This is a genomic window from Amycolatopsis sp. CB00013, assembly GCF_001905755.1.
In the GTDB taxonomy this organism is placed as follows: domain Bacteria; phylum Actinomycetota; class Actinomycetes; order Mycobacteriales; family Pseudonocardiaceae; genus Amycolatopsis; species Amycolatopsis japonica.
The window spans coordinates 847944-864117 of record NZ_LIWC01000001.1 but is presented as its reverse complement, the minus strand read 5'-3'; the positions used below and the strand labels follow the sequence as shown (position 1 = coordinate 864117).

19 protein-coding genes are annotated in these 16174 nt (G+C 69.8%); 11 read left to right on the top strand and 8 right to left on the bottom strand.

The window, feature by feature from the left end:
* The first annotated feature begins 270 nt into the window (after positions 1–270).
* From AMK34_RS03835 to AMK34_RS03815, 5 genes are all read left to right on the top strand, one after another.
* Positions 271–867 (top strand): Rv1733c family protein, encoded by a 597-nt coding sequence (locus tag AMK34_RS03835; protein ID WP_241832672.1) that lies wholly within the window; start codon positions 271–273, stop codon positions 865–867.
* A gap of 42 nt (positions 868–909) precedes the next feature.
* On the top strand, positions 910–1737 hold the full coding sequence (locus tag AMK34_RS03830; RefSeq protein ID WP_073842927.1) for a M55 family metallopeptidase: 828 nt from the start codon (positions 910–912) through the stop codon (positions 1735–1737).
* Positions 1730–3025 (top strand): M20/M25/M40 family metallo-hydrolase, encoded by a 1296-nt coding sequence (locus AMK34_RS03825; protein WP_073842925.1) that lies wholly within the window; start codon positions 1730–1732, stop codon positions 3023–3025. The genes AMK34_RS03830 and AMK34_RS03825 overlap by 8 nt, the downstream gene beginning before the upstream one ends.
* A gap of 150 nt (positions 3026–3175) precedes the next feature.
* The gene (locus AMK34_RS03820; protein WP_073842923.1) at positions 3176–3556 is read left to right on the top strand and encodes a hypothetical protein; all 381 of its coding nucleotides are present in this window, start codon (positions 3176–3178) and stop codon (positions 3554–3556) included.
* Between the two features lie 16 nt (positions 3557–3572).
* The gene (locus AMK34_RS03815; RefSeq protein WP_038513783.1) at positions 3573–4199 is read left to right on the top strand and encodes a maleylpyruvate isomerase family mycothiol-dependent enzyme; all 627 of its coding nucleotides are present in this window, start codon (positions 3573–3575) and stop codon (positions 4197–4199) included.
* A 16-nt stretch (positions 4200–4215) separates the two neighbouring features.
* Here the strand turns inward: AMK34_RS03815 and AMK34_RS03810 are convergent, their stop codons facing one another.
* Positions 4216–4818 carry a TetR family transcriptional regulator gene (locus tag AMK34_RS03810; protein ID WP_073842921.1) on the bottom strand — a complete coding sequence of 201 codons (603 nt, stop codon included), beginning with the start codon at positions 4816–4818 and terminating at the stop codon, positions 4216–4218.
* A 66-nt stretch (positions 4819–4884) separates the two neighbouring features.
* On the opposite strand from AMK34_RS03810, the gene AMK34_RS03805 reads away from it, so the two are divergent.
* Positions 4885–6447 (top strand): FAD-dependent oxidoreductase, encoded by a 1563-nt coding sequence (locus AMK34_RS03805; protein ID WP_073842919.1) that lies wholly within the window; start codon positions 4885–4887, stop codon positions 6445–6447.
* 1 nt (position 6448) lies between these two features.
* Here the strand turns inward: AMK34_RS03805 and AMK34_RS03800 are convergent, their stop codons facing one another.
* Positions 6449–7288, bottom strand: a complete 840-nt coding sequence (locus AMK34_RS03800; RefSeq protein ID WP_038513792.1) for an oxidoreductase — start codon at positions 7286–7288, stop codon at positions 6449–6451.
* A 96-nt stretch (positions 7289–7384) separates the two neighbouring features.
* On the opposite strand from AMK34_RS03800, the gene AMK34_RS03795 reads away from it, so the two are divergent.
* Together AMK34_RS03795 and AMK34_RS03790 are read left to right on the top strand one after the other, a co-directional pair.
* On the top strand, positions 7385–8287 hold the full coding sequence (locus AMK34_RS03795) for a LysR family transcriptional regulator (RefSeq protein ID WP_073842917.1): 903 nt from the start codon (positions 7385–7387) through the stop codon (positions 8285–8287).
* 70 nt (positions 8288–8357) lie between these two features.
* A complete protein-coding gene (locus AMK34_RS03790) occupies positions 8358–9431 on the top strand; it encodes a GDSL-type esterase/lipase family protein (RefSeq protein ID WP_051972825.1) in 1074 nt (357 codons plus the stop codon).
* On the opposite strand, the gene AMK34_RS03785 is transcribed toward AMK34_RS03790, so the two are convergent.
* The 6 genes from AMK34_RS03785 to AMK34_RS03760 are packed head-to-tail and all read right to left on the bottom strand — an operon-like array spanning position 9428 to position 13415.
* Positions 9428–9727 carry a hypothetical protein gene (locus tag AMK34_RS03785; protein ID WP_005150941.1) on the bottom strand — a complete coding sequence of 100 codons (300 nt, stop codon included), beginning with the start codon at positions 9725–9727 and terminating at the stop codon, positions 9428–9430. The genes AMK34_RS03790 and AMK34_RS03785 overlap by 4 nt on opposite strands.
* Complete coding sequence (locus AMK34_RS03780; protein ID WP_007035425.1) at positions 9714–9941, bottom strand: hypothetical protein; 228 nt, start codon at positions 9939–9941, stop codon at positions 9714–9716. The genes AMK34_RS03785 and AMK34_RS03780 overlap by 14 nt, the downstream gene beginning before the upstream one ends.
* Positions 9942–9987: 46 nt before the next feature.
* A complete protein-coding gene (locus tag AMK34_RS03775) occupies positions 9988–10440 on the bottom strand; it encodes an Lrp/AsnC family transcriptional regulator (protein WP_016334198.1) in 453 nt (150 codons plus the stop codon).
* A complete protein-coding gene (locus AMK34_RS03770) occupies positions 10437–11579 on the bottom strand; it encodes a M24 family metallopeptidase (RefSeq protein ID WP_038513803.1) in 1143 nt (380 codons plus the stop codon). Before AMK34_RS03770 ends, AMK34_RS03775 begins: the two co-directional genes overlap by 4 nt.
* A gap of 10 nt (positions 11580–11589) precedes the next feature.
* Complete coding sequence (locus AMK34_RS03765; protein ID WP_073842915.1) at positions 11590–12840, bottom strand: MFS transporter; 1251 nt, start codon at positions 12838–12840, stop codon at positions 11590–11592.
* Positions 12837–13415, bottom strand: a complete 579-nt coding sequence (locus tag AMK34_RS03760) for an ArsR/SmtB family transcription factor (protein ID WP_073842913.1) — start codon at positions 13413–13415, stop codon at positions 12837–12839. Before AMK34_RS03760 ends, AMK34_RS03765 begins: the two co-directional genes overlap by 4 nt.
* Before the next feature lie 118 nt (positions 13416–13533).
* Here AMK34_RS03760 and AMK34_RS03755 point away from each other — a divergent pair, with 118 nt between their 5' ends.
* The 3 genes from AMK34_RS03755 (at position 13534) to AMK34_RS03745 (ending at position 16055) form a co-directional block, all read left to right on the top strand.
* On the top strand, positions 13534–14070 hold the full coding sequence (locus AMK34_RS03755; protein WP_073842911.1) for an NADPH-dependent FMN reductase: 537 nt from the start codon (positions 13534–13536) through the stop codon (positions 14068–14070).
* Positions 14071–14145: 75 nt separating this feature from the next.
* Complete coding sequence (locus tag AMK34_RS03750; protein WP_037337579.1) at positions 14146–15090, top strand: 5'-3' exonuclease; 945 nt, start codon at positions 14146–14148, stop codon at positions 15088–15090.
* Positions 15087–16055, top strand: coding sequence for a pirin family protein (locus AMK34_RS03745; RefSeq protein ID WP_073842909.1), 969 nt, complete (start codon positions 15087–15089; stop codon positions 16053–16055). Before AMK34_RS03750 ends, AMK34_RS03745 begins: the two co-directional genes overlap by 4 nt.
* Positions 16056–16174 lie beyond the last annotated feature (119 nt).

Here is a 16174-nt window from a genome sequence, read left to right as displayed (position 1 = left end):
TGATTCTCGCGGGGAAGAAGAGCAACGAGGAAGGACGCGACCCGGCGGAGCGAAGGCTCTACGCCAGGGCCGCGTCGAAGGCGAGAATCACAGAGTGAAGAAAATCCCCATGCCGAAGACGGTAGCGGGAGAACCCGGACGGGCAAAACGAATAAAAGGTTGTGTACGGGTTCACAGAGTGTTCTGTGTCCCCATACCGCGACAGCGGCGCCCCGGTGAACGAGAATCGAGGATGGAGGTATTTCGCGGTCTGAGGGAATGGGGTTCCTCGTGCACGGGTCCAGTGGTCCGATCGCCCGCTTCCGGCGACGGCTCTTCCCTGGTCACAATTCGCTGGCTCGTGGCTCCGACCGGTTCGAAGCCCTTCTTCTCAAGCTCGTGATCCTCGCGGCGCTGCTCGCCGTCCCGGTCGCGGCCGCCGTCGGCTCGGCCAACCACGGCAGGCAGGTCGCCGCGGCCGCCGCAGACTCGACCGGACGCACGCCCGCCACCGCGTACCTGCTGAAGGCGGCGCCCGTCCGCATCGTCGACAGCGAGAGCGTCGGAACCGACACCTCCACCACCGAGGCGACCTGGACCGACTCGCGCGGCGCCCGGCACACCGGCGGCGTCCTCGCGGCGCCGGGCAGCCCCGCCGGATCGGCCATGCCGATCTGGATCGACGCCCGCGGTGAACTCACCACCGCGCCGAGGACCGCGTCGACGGCCGTGTTCGATTCCGTGCTCGTCGGCCTGTGGCTCTGGTTCGCGGTGGTCGCCGGGCTGGTCCTGGTGCAGCGGGTCGTCCGGCTGGTGCTCGACCGGCAGCGGGCCGCGGCCTGGGAGCGCGCTTGGGCGGTCTACCCGCGTTCCGGTTCCTGGCCCTGATCCCGGCGGCGAGGGCAAAGAGCCTCGGCTAGGGTGCCCCGCATGCGCATCATGATCTCGGCGGACATGGAGGGCGCCACCGGCGTCACCTGGACCGACGACGTCATCCCCGGCACCGAGCAGTGGCAACGATTCCGCCGCCTGTTCACCGGCGACGTCAACGCCACCATCGCGGGCCTGTTCGACTCCGGCGCCACCGACGTGCTGGTCAACGAGGCGCATTCCTCGCAACGGAACCTGCTGCTCGAAGACCTCGACGGCCGGGCGCGCATGCTCACCGGCAGGCACAAGCCGCTCTCGATGATGCAGGGGATCGACAGCGGCGTGGACGGCGTCGTCTTCCTCGGCTACCACGCCGGCGCGGGTTTCGACGGCGTCCTGTCCCACACGTACCTGGAGAATCAGATCACCGGCGTGTGGCTCGACGACGTCCCCGCCAGCGAAGGCAGGCTCAACGCGGCGATGGCCGCCGAGTACGGCGTCCCGGTGCTGGTCGTCTCCGGTGACGACAAGGCCTGCGACGACGCCCAGGACTACGCGCCCGAAGCCGAACTGGTCACGGTGAAGGAGTGCATCAGCCGCTACGCCGCGATCTGCCTGCCGCCCGCCAGGACGGCCGAACTGCTGTCGTCGGCGGCAGCGGACTCGATGAACCGGGCGGGCCGGGTCGAGCGGTACACCACTCCGCACCGGATCGAGGTCGAGTTCGACGCGAGCCATCTCGCGCAGGCCGCGGCGGTGATCCCGACGGTGGAACAGATCGGTGTGCGGCGGGTCGGCTTCGACGCGCCGGACATGACCGAAGCGATGAAGGCGTTCAAGATCGTCACGGCGATCGCGGCCGGGGCGGTGCAGGGTATCTATGGCTGAGTTGGATGTAGTCGAAGTCTGTTCGCGGTTGATCCGGTTCGACACCACGAACCGCGGCAACGGGGACTCCGAGGGCGAGCGCGAGGCCGCCGAGTACGTGGCATCGCTCCTGTCGGGGCTCGGGATCGACTCGAAGATCATCGAGTCCGCGCCCCGCCGCGCGAACGTGATCGCCCGGGTTCCGGGCACCGACCCGAGCCTGCCCGCGCTTCTCGTGCAGGGGCATCTCGACGTCGTCCCGGCGGACGCCGCCGACTGGTCGGTGGACCCGTTCTCCGGCGAGATCCGCGACGGGTTCCTCTGGGGCCGCGGTGCCGTCGACATGAAGGACTTCTGCGCGATGGTGCTCGCCGCCCTCGCCACCGGCGTCCGGCCGCGGCGGGACATCGTCCTGGCGTTCGTGGCCGACGAGGAGGACAAGGGCGAGTACGGCGCGCACTGGCTCGCCGCGGCGCACCGGGACCTGTTCGACGGCTGCGCGGCCGCGATCAGCGAGTCGGGCGCGTACACCTACCACGTCCCCGCCGCCGACGGCCGGATCGTGCGGCTCTATCCGGTGGCGACGGCCGAGCGCGGCACCGCGCACCTGCGTTTGACGGCCAAGGGCCGCGCGGGGCACGGCTCGCGGCCCAACGACGAGAACGCGGTCACCCGGCTGGTCACGGCGCTCGGCAAGATCGCCGCGCACCGCTGGCCGGTGCAGCTGACCCCGACCGTCCAGGCCTTCCTCGAACGCACCGGGGAAGCGCTCGGCGTCCCGATCGATCTGTCCGATGTGGACGGAACGATCGCGCGGCTCGGGCCCGCCGGGGCGCTGGTGGTGCCGACGGTCCGCAACAGCACGACGCCGACCATGCTCGACGCCGGCTACAAGGTGAACGTGATCCCGACTTCGGCCGAGGCACAGGTGGACGTCCGCGTCCTCCCCGGCGCCGAACCGGAGCTGCTCGCCGAGATCGACGCGATGCTGGGCGAAGGCGTCACCCGCGAGTTCGTCGCGCACCAGCCGCCGGTCCAGGCGCCGGTGGATTCGCCGTGGTTCGACGCGATGACCGACGCTTTGCGTTCGGAGGACCCCGAAGCCGTCGTCGTCCCGTACTGCATGGGCGGTGGAACGGACGCGAAGGCGTTCAGTCCTCTCGGGATCGACTGCTACGGCTTCGCGCCTCTGCTGCTGCCGGAAGGCTTCCCGTACCGGGCGATGGCGCACGGCGTGGACGAGCGGGTCCCGGTGGAGGGTCTGCGGTTCGGCACGCGGGTGCTGCGCCATTTCCTGGAGAACTGCTGAGCCACAGCTCGGTACCTGGCCGCTTTGGTCACCGGTCCGTGAAGGCCTCCTTGAGAGACTCTGGGTACCTCAAGGAGGCCTTCACGGACTTGGCCCGACCCGCCGAAGCCTTTCATTCGAATTTCATGAACGCCGCTTAGCGTCGCCACCGTGACGACGCCGGCACCGACAACGCCGACAGCGCCGTCCACGTCATCCGCGCCGGGCCTCGAACCCGCCGCGATCGACCGCGTGTTCCAGGTCTACATGAACGGGCTGGCCAATCACGACATGACCGCCTTGCGCAGCGGGACCTGCCCGCGCCTGCGGTCGACGCTGCTCGGCTTCGAACTCCACGGGCATTACGTCCAGCGCTGGGAGATGCTGCCGTACTCCGTCCCGTCAGGACAGGAGTTCGTGACGGTCCAGGCCAAGATCACCCAGCGGAACGCGCGCACCGGCAAACTCGCGGGCGACGTCGTCTATTCCTGGTACGTCGAGCGGAACGAGGACACGAACTACTACGTTTGCGGGTGGCTGGATTACGAATGACCACAGGAGGCCCCCGATGAACACGGTCGCGCGACTCGCCAGGGACGAGCGGGCGGACTTCGCCGCGTTCCTCCGGACTCTGTCCCCGCGACACTGGGACGCACCGACGTTGTGTTCGGAGTGGACGGTCCGCGAGGTGGTCGCCCACGTCGTCGACTACGACGCCCAGCGCTTCCGCGATCTCGTCGGCCAGGCCGTCCGCGGCGGGTTGCGGCTGAACCGGATGAACGCGCTCGGTGTCGCGCGAAAGCCGGACAGGACACCGGAAGAGCTGATCGCGAGGATCGAGCAACACCTCGAACCGCGCGGCCTGACCTCGGCGTTCGGCGGACGGGTGGCGCTGCTCGACGGGTTGCTCCATCACCAGGACATCCGGCGTCCCTTGGGGTTCCCTCGCGAAGTGCCGCCGGAGAGGTTGCGTCACGCGCTGGCTTTCGCCCGCTACGCGCCGCCGGTCAAGGCGGGCAAGCGCGCACGCGGACTCCGGCTCGTCGCCACGGACCTGGACTGGTCGGCCGGATCCGGACCGGAAGTCCGCGGCCCCGGCGAGGCGGTCCTGCTGTCGATCGCCGGCCGGGACGTGGCGCTGGACGAGCTTTCCGGTCCCGGAGCGGCGATTCTCGCGTCCAGAATGGACGGTTAAGCCCGCCCTCAGGGCATCACAAAGCCTTGGCCAGCGCGCCGAAGGCCGTGTTCAACCGTTCGCAATGGACAGCGGCGACTTCGGTGAGATCGTCCCCGGCGAGGCGTCGCCGCGTCGTGGCCACGGCGACGGTGCGGTACGCGGCGACGATCAGCGCGGCGGCCAGCTCACTGTCGCCCGAGAACCGGGTGTCGCTTTCGAGCTCGTCGGCCACCTCGGCCTCGATCTCGTGCTCGAACTCGCGCAACCGCGAAACGAGCGCGCGCGACCCGGCGACGGTGCGCGCGAGCGACTCGCCCGCCTCGCTCAGCCCGGACAACGGATGCCGCTCTTCCGCGAGCGCGAGGGTCATCCGCCGGAACGCCTCGACGACACCCACGCCGTCCGACCGGTCCCGGATCGTCGCCCGCGCGATACCGACGGCGTCGGGCAGCCGATCGAGCGCGAGATCCTCCTTGCGCTCGAAATGCGAAAACACCGTCACCTTCGAAACGCCGGCGGCGGCGGCCACCTCGGCGACCGTGACGTCGTCGAAGCCACGCTCCACGAACAGTCCTGTCGCGACCTCGGCGATATGCGCCCGCGTCTTCGAACCGCCCCGATCTCCTCGCTTCGCCATGTGACAAGCGTACCTTTACTCAGTAACCTTACCGAGTAAGTTTACCGAGTAAAGCTTGGAGTCATCATGGAGCGGACCGACGTGATCGTGGTCGGAGCGGGGCCCACCGGCCTGTTCCTCGCGAGCGAGCTCGCCTTGCGAGGCGTGCGGACGACCGTGCTGGAGCGGCTCGCGAAACCGGATCCGACGATCAAATCCGGTTCGATCAACGTCGCCAGTGCCGAGATCCTCGACAGGCGCGGCCTGCTGCCCGCCGCGGAGGAAGTGCAGCGCCGTCGGCTGGCCGAGGCCAAGGGCTTCACCGGCGGCCGCTCGAACCGGACCGTGCGCGAACTGACCGACGCGGCGGGCCAGGCCTCCCGGCGGTTCCCCGTCCTCGGGCATTTCGCGGGGATCATGTTCCAGCACGACCTCGTCGACCAGGACGATCCGGTATTGGCCGCGCATACGGCCGTGGCCAACGGGATCCTGGTGCCGCAGCACGATCTCGAACTGCTGCTCGGCGATCACTGCGCCCGGCTGGGCGTCGAAATCCGTCGCGGCGTCGAGGTGCGGGATCTACGGAGCGCCGGCGCCGGTCTCGACGACGATGCCGATGTGGTCGTCGAGACCAGCGCGGGCGAATTCGGGGCCGGATGGGTCGTGGCTGCCGACGGCGGCCGTAGCGTCGTCCGCAAGCGGCTCGGTGTCGACTTCGTGGGCACGGACCCGGAACTGGTGGGCTATCAGGCCATCGCCGATTTCGACGACCCGAGCGAACTGCACCGCGGGTGGAACTGGACGCCTCGCGGCATCTACACCTACGGCCCGGTGCCGGGGCGCATCCTCGTCGCCAGGTTCGCGCCCCAACCCGAGGACAAGAACGCTCCCGTGACCGTCGACGAGTTGCAGAGCGCGGTACGGGACGTCACCGGTGTCCCGGTCACGATCACGGGCCTGCGGGGGCGGGCGACGCGATGGTCGGACAACGCACGACAGGCGCGGGCCTACCGCCGCGGCCGGGTGCTCCTGGCAGGCGACGCCGCCCACGTGCACTCGCCGTTCAGCGCGCAGGGCCTGAACCTCGGCATCGGCGACGCGGTCAACCTCGGCTGGAAGCTCGCCGCGACCGTCCAGGGCCACGCCCCGGCGGGGCTGCTCGACACCTACCACGACGAGCGGCACCCGATCGGCGCGTGGGTCCTGGACTGGACCCGGGCACAGGTAGCGCTCATGCGCGGCGACGAACGGACCGCGCGGCTGCGCGAGGTCGTCGGCGACGAACTCTTCGCGGTCCCCGGCGCGACCAACCGCATGATCGCGCTCTCCTCGGGGATCTTGCAGCGGTACGACGTGGCCGACGACGCCTCCGACCCGATCGGCTCGATCGCCGGGGACGTCGAACTCGGGTCGGGGACCAGGCTCGCCGACCACGCTCACGACGGCCGCTTCGTACTCGTGGACCGCTCGGCCGACGGGCGCTACTCCGACGCGGCCGCCGGAATGGACGACCGAGTCGCCTGCGTGGCGGATCCCGATGTGGCACAGCCGAGTCTCTTCGTGCGCCCGGACGGGATCATCGCCTGGGCCGACGTGTCCGACCACGCGCGGAAGCTGCTCGACGTCGCGATCCAGCGCTGGCTCGGCTGATTCAGAGGGCGGTGGAGCGGCTCAGCTCTTCCCAGGCGGCCAGCTCCGCCGCCCTCACCTCGTGCGTGGCGCGCAGCCCGTCGACCGCGTCGTCGCCGAGCGCGAGCCGGAGCGGAGCGTCGTCGCTGTCCAGCACCTTCAGGATCGCGGCAGCGGCCTTCGCCGGGTCACCGGGCTGCGAACCGTCCATCCCTTCGACGAAATCCCGGATCTCGCCCGTGGATTCGCGATAGGCGTCGATCACTCGGGAACGGTGCAGCCGGCTGCCGCCGAACTCGGTCCGGAACGCGCCGGGCTCCACGATCAGCACCTTCACGCCGAACGGCGCGACTTCCGCGGCCAGGGACTCCGACATCGCCTCCAGCGCGAACTTCGCCGAGCAGTAAGCCCCGAACCCGGGCGGGCTCTGCTGACCGCCCATCGAGCTCATCTGCACGATCGCACCGCTTTCCTGCGCCCGAAGATGCGGCAAGACCGCCTTCGTCACCTCGACGGCGCCGAAGAACATCACGTCCATCAGCGACCGCAGCTCGGCCATGGTCAGTTCCTCGACCGCGCCGACCGAACCATGGCCGGCGTTGTTGACCAGGACGTCGATCCGGCCGAACTCGGCGAGCGTCGCCTGCACGGCTGTCTCGACCTGCGCCGGGTCGGTGACGTCGAGCGCCGCGGTGCGCACCCGGCCCTGGCCGAGGGCTTCCAGTTCCGCCAGCGTCTCCGGACGGCGCGCCGTGGCCATCACGCGGTCACCCGCGTCGAGCGCGGCCAGGACGAGGTGCCTGCCGAACCCGGACGAGCAGCCGGTGATCAGCCAGACGCGGCCGTCGGTTTCCTTCGTCATTCCTGTTTCCTCCAGTGAAGTTCCTGCGACCCATCCTGCGAAGGCCGCGCCTGGACCGCCAACACCGGTTCCCTGGTGCGGCTACAGTCAGCGCCTGTGACCCCCGAGTTGCGGCAGTTGCGCTATTTCGTCGCCGTCGCCGAGGACGCGAGCTTCACCAAGGCCGCGCGGCGCCTGCATATCGCCCAGCAGTCCCTTTCGCAGCAGATCACCGTGCTGGAACGGGTTCTCGGCGCGAGGCTGCTGCGACGCGACAGCCGCGGGACCCGGCTCACCGAGATCGGCTCGCTGTTCCTTCCCGAGGCCCGAGCGGTCCTGGCTCGCAACGACGAGGCGCTGGCGGTACTGGACCGGGCGGTGCGCGGCGAACTCGGCACGCTGCATCTCGGTTTCCTCACCACCACGGCCAACTATCTGCTCCCACCGGTGGTGCGCGCGGTCCGCGAACGCCTCCCCGATCTCACCCTCACCACCGACGACACCCAGATCGCGCCGCTCGTCGACGGACTCGGCAGCGGCCGCTACGACCTGATCTTCACGCGGCCTCCGCTGATCGAGGGCTTCGAGACCCGCACCCTGATCACCGAAGAGGTCTGCGCCGTCCTCCCGGAGGGACATCGGCTCGCCGCCGCGACCGAGCTGAAGCTCTCGGACCTGGCGAACGAGCCGTGGGTGCTCACTCCACGAAGTTCCTGGGAGCCCTGGCATCGCCGCTATGACGGCGAATTCGAGGCGGCGGGCTTCACGCCGCGCGTCGTCCAGCGGGCCGCGACCGTACAAGGACTGCTCGGTCTCGTCGCCGCGGGTATCGGCGTGACCAGGCTGGCCCGGTCTTCGCGCAGCCTGCGCCGGAGCGGGGTGGTGTTCGTCCCGCTGACGGGCGACACCGCCCGGACAGTGGTGGCCTGGTCGCCGGAGAACGACAAGCCCGCGCTGCCCGGCGTACTCGACATCGTGACGGAACTGGCGGCCGGAACGGACCTGACGGAGGCGGGCTGACCGGGCATCGCGACCGTCACACCGCCATGATCACCCTCTCGGGCCACGGGGTCCGTAGAATCCGGTGACGATGCGACGTTTCCGGTGGTGGTGGGGTGCTCTCGCGCTCACGTTCGTGGTGGTTCTCGTCGGGTTCATTGCCTTTACCGGGTCGGAAAGCCGCCCAGGGCAACCGTCCCCGCGCCAAGGACCGCCGGGGACGGGGCCGCTGACGGTCGTCTCCATCGGCGACAGCACCGTTTCCGGTGAGGGCGCGGGTGACTACACGCCCACCACCAACGGGCAGGGCGGCAACTGGTGTCACCGCTCCCCCAACGCCTTCGTCGAGCAGATCAAGATCCCGGACGTCACCGCACGCGTGAACCTCGCGTGTTCGGGAGCGCCCTCGGAGCAGATCGCCTTGGGCGAGGCCAAGCAGTGGACGGAGCCGTCGCAGGCGCAACAGCTCGCGAACCTGATCAAGGATCACCGGGTCGCCGCGGTGGTGATCGCGGTCGGCGCGAACGACGAGCCGAAGTTCTCCGCTCAGGTCAACGAATGCTTCAAGGCCTGGTTCTCACCGCAGAACCCGCCGTGCAGCGCGGCGCTTCGCACCACCTGGAAGTCCAAAGTGGACGCCATGGTGCCGAAGGTGACCAACGCGGTCGCCGACGTCAAGAAGGTGCTCGCGCAGGCAGGCTACGTCCCGGCGGACTACCAGCTCGTGCTGATGTCCTACGCCTCGCCTGTCGGCCCGCAGATCCCGGAGGCGCTGCGCAGCCTGAACGGCTGCCCGTTCCGCACCGAGGATCTGGAGTGGATGCGCCGTGACGGCGTCTCCGTCCTGTCGGACGGGCTCAAACAGGCGTCGAGGGCGACCAGCGCGCGATTCCTCGACCTCTCGCGAGCAGGCGCCGGGCACGAGGCGTGCAGCAGCGAACCGGCGAACGAGTGGTTCAGCAGGCTGACACTGCAGTTACGCGACCTCGGCCAGGTCGACCGCGCGAGCCACGCGCTGCAGGAGTCCTTCCACCCCAACGCCAACGGCCACGCGCAGATCGCGAACTGCCTCAACGAGTTCCTCGCCGCACGCGCGGGCAACGCGTCGTGCCTCTCCGGCCCCGACGGCAAACTGCACGCGGCACCCGAAGTGGTCGCGCGCTAAAGATCGAGGGCGGCGCGCAACGCGATGTCGATGCGCTCCTGGACCTCTTGGTCGATCTCCGCGATCTTCTCGTCGAACCACGGCCGGTACAGGCGCGTGAGGTTCAGCGTGGAGACCCAGTACCGCGCGTCGACGGCGACACCGAGGATGTCCTGCGGATCACGGTCCAGCAGTTCGGTGCCGAGCAGCCACGGCCGCTCGGATTCGTTCACCCCGTCCGAGGACAGCAGGACGACAGTGCGCTGCCGTGCCGGTTCGGTCGGGGGGTGGTACGTCCAGACTTCACCCCTGTGCACGCAGATCCTTCTCCGCGGCGGTCAGCTCGGCCTCGTCCGATTCGGCGGACGGTTCGACCGGGGCGCGCTGCGGGGTGTATCCGGTGCGCACGGCCTCCCTGCGGGCCGCTTTGGACAACCACGACGAGACCGAGATCCCGTGTGCCTTCGCGGCCCGCTCGGCGAACTCGAGCGCACCACTGTCGAGTGAGAGAGTGACCTTACGTGTTGCCATACCTTTTATCGTACCAGCGCCGCGCAAGCCCACCCCTCCTCTCGTCTCACAGGGTGGGCGAGCGCCCCTCGAACGGCGTCGACAGCACCACCGTGGTCCGGGTCGACACCTTGGCGGACTCGCGGATCCGGCGGAGCAGATCCTCCAGGCCGAGCGGCGACGCCACCCGGACCAGGAGGATGTACGACTCGTCGCCGGCGACCGAGTAGCAGGACTCGATCTCCTTGATGTGCTCCAGACGCTGCGGATAGTCGTCCGGCGCGGCCGGATCGTTCGGCGTCAGCGAGATCAGCGCCGTGAGCGGCAGGCCGATCTGCTCGCCGTCGAGCCGCGCCGTGTAGCCGAGGATGACCCCGCGCTGCTCCAGGCGGCGCACCCGCTGGTGCACCGCCGACACCGAAAGCCCGACCCGTTCGGCCAGATCGGTGAAACTGCGCCGCCCGTCGGCGGCCAGCTCCTGCACGATGGCCTGGTCCAGCGGCTCCAGGGAACCGGTCATGCGTCGAGCACGATCAGGTCGTGCGGACGCTGGTTGACCGATTCGACGCCGTCCTCGGTGACCACGACGATGTCCTCGATGCGCGCGCCCCAGCGGCCGGGCTGGTAGATGCCGGGCTCGACGCTGAAGGCCATGCCCGGCTCGAGCGGCAGCGCGTTGCCCTTGATGATGTAGGGCTCCTCGTGCACGTCGAGGCCGATGCCGTGACCGGTCCGGTGGATGAAGTACTCGCCGTACCCGGCCTCGGCGATGATGTCGCGCGCGGCGGCGTCGATCGACTCGGCGGTGGCACCGGGGCGGACGGCGTCGACGGCGGCCTTCTGGGCGCGCTGCAGCACGGCATAGGTCTCGGCGACGTCGGCGTCACGCGGCTCGCCGACCGCGTACGTGCGGGTGGAGTCGGAGTTGTAGCCCTCGGCGATCGGGCCGCCGATGTCGACCACGACGACGTCGCCTCGCTCGATCACCCGCTCGGAGACGTCGTGGTGCGGGCTGGCGCCGTTGGGGCCCGAGCCCACGATCACGAAGTCGGCGTGAGTGTGGCCCTCTTCGACGATGGCGGCGGTGATGTCCGCGCCGACCTCGGCCTCGGTGCGGCCGGGGCGCAGCCATTCGTGCACGCGGGCGTGCACGCGGTCGATCGCCGCTCCCGCGTCGCGCAGCGCCTGGATCTCGGCCGCGTCCTTGCGCATCCGCAGTTCGCGCACGATCGGGCCGGCCAGCGTCTGCTCGGCGTCGCCGAGCGCGCCGCGGAAGGCGAGCACGTGCAGCGCCGGGGTGAAGTCGCTGACCGCCACGCGGCCCGGCTTACCCAGCCGGTCGGCGACCAGTTCGTAGGCGTTGTCGCCGTCGACCCAGGTGACGATCTCGATGCCGAGTTCGTCGGCCGGGACGTCGGCGTAGCCGGGGGCCTCCAGCTTCGGCAGGACCAGCGCCGGGACGCCGTCGGCCGGGATCACCAGCGTGGTCAGCCGTTCGAAGGAGCCCCCGGCCTGGCCGATGAGGTAGCGCAGGTCCGAGCCGGGTGCGATCAGCAGGGCGTCGGTGTCGGCGGCGGCCGCCGCGGCGCGGGCCCGGTCGAGGCGGGCGCGGAGGCTGGCGGCGTCGGGGGCTGGGTTGTGAAGGGAACGGCGCGACATGATGGCGAGCCTAGTCGGTCCGCGCCCCTTGGCTCACCGGCCGGTCACCCCCGATCGGGGCGGGATCGTCGAGGCCGCGCCAGACCCGGAAGATCGCCGGGAACGTGCCGGCGATCAGGTACAGACCACCGAACACGGCGAGCGCGCCGACGAGCCCGATCCCGTCCAGCAGCAACCCTGCCGCCATCGAACCGAGCGGCATCGCGGCGAGCACCCCGCCCACGAGAAGGCTGAGCACGCGGCCGCGGACGGCTTCGGGAACCCGTTCGTACACCACGGGGAGCAGGATCGGGTTGAGCGCGCCCGCCCCGATCCCGGCGACCACCAGACCGGCGAGCAAGACGGCCGGTGCCGGTTCCAGCGCGAGCAAGGCGAATCTCGGCGCGCCTTCGATACCGACGGCCACGAGGATCGCCGTCCGCCGCGAAAGACGGTGGCCCGCCCAGCCGTAGAGCGCAGAGCCGATGAGCGCGCCGACCGCGACCGCGGTGATCATGGCCCCGATGAGCGCGGTGCTGTGCAGGACTTGGTCGCCGTAAGCCGGATACAGGACGCCGAGCAGCCCGAAGTCGAGGCTGTTGGTGAGCATCAGCATGCCGACGATCGCCCGCAGCACCGCGTCGCGTTTGACGTATCCCAATCCTTCGCGCAGTTGCTTGAGATAGCCGCCCGACGGCGGCCTCGGCGGACCGGCCGCGACCGGGATGAGCGCGAACACCAGCGCCGAGGACAGCACGAGCGTGCCCGCGTCCACGAACAGGACCGGAATGGGCCCGATCAGCGCGATCAGCGCACCGGCGGCGGGTCCGCCCACCATCCTGCCGGTCCTCATCGCCGCCTCGACGGCGCTCGCCGCCCGGCTCACGCGGACATCGCCGAGTTCGGCGACACCGGGAAGCAGGACCTGCTTGGCTGTGTCGGCAGGGCCACGGGAAACACCCATCACGAACGACAACGCGACGAGTCCGGGCAGACTGAGCCCGGTGGTGGCCATCGCGAGCGGGATCAGGAGCACCGTCACCGTGGTCAGCAGATCGGCGCCGACACTTGCCCGGCGGGTGCCGACCCGGTCCACGACCGGCCCGCCCAGCAACGCGGCGACCATCAGGCCCAGCACCTCGGCCGCAGTCACGATGCCGGTCTTGGTGCCGCTCCCGGTGCTCTGCAGGACGAACCAGGGAATCGCGAGCAGCGTCATCATCACCCCGGCCGAGGAGAACCCCGACGCCACGACCAAGGCCCCCAGTGGCATCCGGCTCATGGCGTCTCCGGCCGGGTTTTCCTCGGGAAGGCGGCCCAATGCACCCGGACCGGGGTGTCGCCGTCCTTCTCCGGACGGCGATAGCGGCTGATCACCTCAAGGATCTCGTCGCTCAACGCGGCCGCCTCGTCGGGCGTCAGCGGGAGCGACGAGTCGTGGAAGTTGACCTTGTCGATCCAGTCGTCGGCCCAGTCCCGCACCTCGGCCACGAACTGCGATTCGGCGGCGTAACGCCGCTCGATCATCGTGTGCGCGTACGCGTTGAGCGGACCGGCCAAGTCGGGATCGTCGAGGAAATCCGCGGCGCTCATCTGATCGCCTTCGTGCACCGCCTTCCACCACCTGTCGCGCCTGCTGCCGCGTTCGGTGTCCTCGGCGATCAGCCCGGATTCGGCCAGCTGGCGCAGATGCCAGCTCGTGGTCCCGGAACTCTCCCCCACCCGCTTCGCCAGCCCGGACGCCGTGGCCGGACCGTCCTCTCGCAGCAATTCCAGGATCTCGACCCGCAACGGATGCGACAACGCCCGCAAGATGCGGCCGTCGACCCGCGCGAGATAGCGCTCGGTCTTCCCCATACCCGTCACCCTACGACTGCAGAGGACTCTTTGCAAAGACTTCTCTGCGATTAGTTACCACTATGCGGCGATTCTGGAGTTTGACTTCAACTTAACTCCAGGTTTTACGGTCTGTGCCATGACAACGAACTCGCCTTATCAGCTCGCCGTCGTGATCAGCAGCGTCCGCGAGGGCCGCTTCGCCCCCGTCGTCGCGAACTGGTTCCTCGACCGCGCCAAACAGCGCGACGACGTCACCCTGTCCGTCATCGACCTCGCCGAATCCCCCGGCGACCTCTCCCCCGGCGTCGCCGGCGCGGACGCCGTCGTCGTGATCGTCCCCGAGTACAACCACAGCTACCCCGGCCCGCTCAAGACCGCGCTCGACGCCACCGGTCCCGAGTGGCACGGCAAACCGGTCGCCTTCGTTTCCTACGGCGGTATCTCGGGCGGCCTGCGCGCGGTGGAGCACCTGCGCCCGGTCTTCGCCGAGCTCCACGCCGCCACCATCCGCGAGACCGTGAGCTTCCCGTACGCCTGGAACCACTTCGGCCCGGACGGTGAGCACGACGACTTCGAAGGCGCCTCGCTCGCGGCCACCACGCTGCTGAACCAGCTGAACTGGTGGGCCAACGCCCTCCGCAACGCACGCCAGGTGCGGCCCTACGCGGCCTGACGATGTCCGTGGAGGACTCGGCTGGGGGTCGGGTCCTTCACGGACATCCGGGGCGGAACATGGCAGGCTGTCCGCGTGACCGGACCACTCGCTCTCCTCGATTCCGCGAGCCTCTACTTCCGCTCGTTCTACGCACTGCCCGATTCCATGACCGCCCCGGACGGGACACCGGTCAACGCCGTGCGCGGGTTCACCGACACGATCGCGCGGATCCTCGTCGACCGGCGGCCTTCCCGGCTGGTCGCGTGCCTCGACGCCGACTGGCGGCCGAAATTCCGCACCGATCTGCTGCCCAGCTACAAGGCGCACCGGGTGGCCGAAGAGGTCCCGGAAGGCAGCGACGTCGAAGAGGTGCCGGACACCCTGACCCCGCAGGTGCCGATCATCCTCGAACTGCTGGAGGCCTTCGGCATCGCGACGGCCGAGGCGGACGGTTACGAGGCCGACGACGTCATCGGCGCCCTCGCGATCCGCGAACAGGAGTCCCCGGTCGAGGTCATCACCGGTGACCGCGACCTGTTCCAGCTGGTGCGTCATGAGCCGACGTCCACTGTGGTCATCTACGTCGGCAAGGGCTGGAACAAGGCCGAAGTCCTCGGCCCGGACGAGATCGCCGAGAAGTACGGGATCCCGGCGGGGAACGCCGGTCCCGGATACGCCGACATGGCCGCGCTGCGCGGAGACCCGTCGGACGGGCTGCCCGGTGTCGCCGGGATCGGCGAGAAGACCGCGGCGAAGCTGATCACCCAGTTCGGTTCGTTGCAGGAGCTGATCGAGGCGTCGAACGCCGGCGACTCGCGGGTTCCGCTCAAGACCCGGCTGCGGCTGACCGACGCCGCCGACTACCTCGCGGTGGCCCCGACCGTCGTCCGGGTCGCGGCGGACGCGCCGGTCGAGCAGTCTCGCCCGGACATCGTCCCGTCCGAGCCCGCCGACCCGGACAAGGTCGCGGAACTCGCGGAACGCTGGAATCTCGGCCGTTCGGTGGAGCGTCTGCTGGCCGCGCTCCCGAAGTCATGAGCAACACCGAGGCCGACCCGGCCGAGCTGCTGTGCTCAGAGCGGCCGGGCGAAGGCGTCACCGTGCTGACCCCGCGCGACGTCCCGCTCGGCGGCCCGCGCGCGATCCGGGTCCGCCGCACCCTTCCGCAGCGGCAGCGGTCGCTGATCGGCGCGTGGTGTTTCGCCGACCACTACGGCCCGCAGGACGTTTCGGCGTCCGGTGGGATGGACGTCGCACCGCATCCGCACACCGGATTGCAGACCGCGAGCTGGCTGTTCAGCGGCGAGATCGAGCACCGCGACAGCATCGGCACCCACGCCATGGTGCGGCCGGGTGAGCTCAACCTGATGACCGCCGGACACGGTATCGCGCATTCGGAAGTGTCCACACCGGACACTTCGACCCTGCACGGAGTCCAGCTCTGGATCGCGCTGCCGGACGAACATCGCGACACCGCACGGGATTTCCGGCACTACGCGCCGCCGCTGCTCGATCTGCCCGGCGCCACGGCGCGGGTGTTCCTGGGCAGCCTCGCCGGGACCACCTCGCCGGTCCCGGCGTTCACTCCCCTGCTGGGCGCCGAACTCACCGTCGAGCCCGGCGCGACCTTGGCCCTCGACGTCGATCCGGCCTTCGAACACGGTGTCCTGCAGGACATCGGCTCCGTCACCGTCGCCGGAGTCGCGCTGGACACGGGGGAACTCGCCTACCTCGCGCCCGGCGCCGGGCGCGTGGAGCTGGCGAACCCCGGCACCGAACCGGCTCGGGTGCTCCTGCTCGGCGGGACGCCGTTCACCGAGGAACTCGTCATGTGGTGGAACTTCGTGGGCCGCAGCCACGAGGACATCGCCGAGTACCGCGAGGCGTGGCAGGCGCAGGCGGACCGGTTCGGCCGGGTGGAGGGCTACCAGGGCAGCACGGCTTGGCTGCCCGCGCCCGCGTTACCGCAGGTACGGATCAAACCGCGGCGCAACCCGTCCTAGCCCCCGCTTCGTGAGTGTCTTAGCTACCTACTGGCCGTGGAGCCGTAGGTCGCAAGTCCGTGAAGGCCTCCTTGAGGGACTCTGGGTCTCTCAAGGCGAACCAGCATTTGTGTACTTAC

Coding starts and splice junctions, on each gene's coding strand:
- AMK34_RS03830 (WP_073842927.1), top strand. CDS start 910: ATGCGCATCATGATCTCGGCGGACATGGAGGGCGCCACCGGCGTCACC.
- AMK34_RS03825 (WP_073842925.1), top strand. CDS start 1,730: ATGGCTGAGTTGGATGTAGTCGAAGTCTGTTCGCGGTTGATCCGGTTC.
- AMK34_RS03815 (WP_038513783.1), top strand. CDS start 3,573: ATGAACACGGTCGCGCGACTCGCCAGGGACGAGCGGGCGGACTTCGCC.
- AMK34_RS03810 (WP_073842921.1), bottom strand. CDS start 4,818: ATGGCGAAGCGAGGAGATCGGGGCGGTTCGAAGACGCGGGCGCATATC.
- AMK34_RS03805 (WP_073842919.1), top strand. CDS start 4,885: ATGGAGCGGACCGACGTGATCGTGGTCGGAGCGGGGCCCACCGGCCTG.
- AMK34_RS03800 (WP_038513792.1), bottom strand. CDS start 7,288: ATGACGAAGGAAACCGACGGCCGCGTCTGGCTGATCACCGGCTGCTCG.
- AMK34_RS03790 (WP_051972825.1), top strand. CDS start 8,358: ATGCGACGTTTCCGGTGGTGGTGGGGTGCTCTCGCGCTCACGTTCGTG.
- AMK34_RS03780 (WP_007035425.1), bottom strand. CDS start 9,941: ATGGCAACACGTAAGGTCACTCTCTCACTCGACAGTGGTGCGCTCGAG.
- AMK34_RS03775 (WP_016334198.1), bottom strand. CDS start 10,440: ATGACCGGTTCCCTGGAGCCGCTGGACCAGGCCATCGTGCAGGAGCTG.
- AMK34_RS03770 (WP_038513803.1), bottom strand. CDS start 11,579: ATGTCGCGCCGTTCCCTTCACAACCCAGCCCCCGACGCCGCCAGCCTC.
- AMK34_RS03765 (WP_073842915.1), bottom strand. CDS start 12,840: ATGAGCCGGATGCCACTGGGGGCCTTGGTCGTGGCGTCGGGGTTCTCC.
- AMK34_RS03760 (WP_073842913.1), bottom strand. CDS start 13,415: ATGGGGAAGACCGAGCGCTATCTCGCGCGGGTCGACGGCCGCATCTTG.
- AMK34_RS03755 (WP_073842911.1), top strand. CDS start 13,534: ATGACAACGAACTCGCCTTATCAGCTCGCCGTCGTGATCAGCAGCGTC.
- AMK34_RS03745 (WP_073842909.1), top strand. CDS start 15,087: ATGAGCAACACCGAGGCCGACCCGGCCGAGCTGCTGTGCTCAGAGCGG.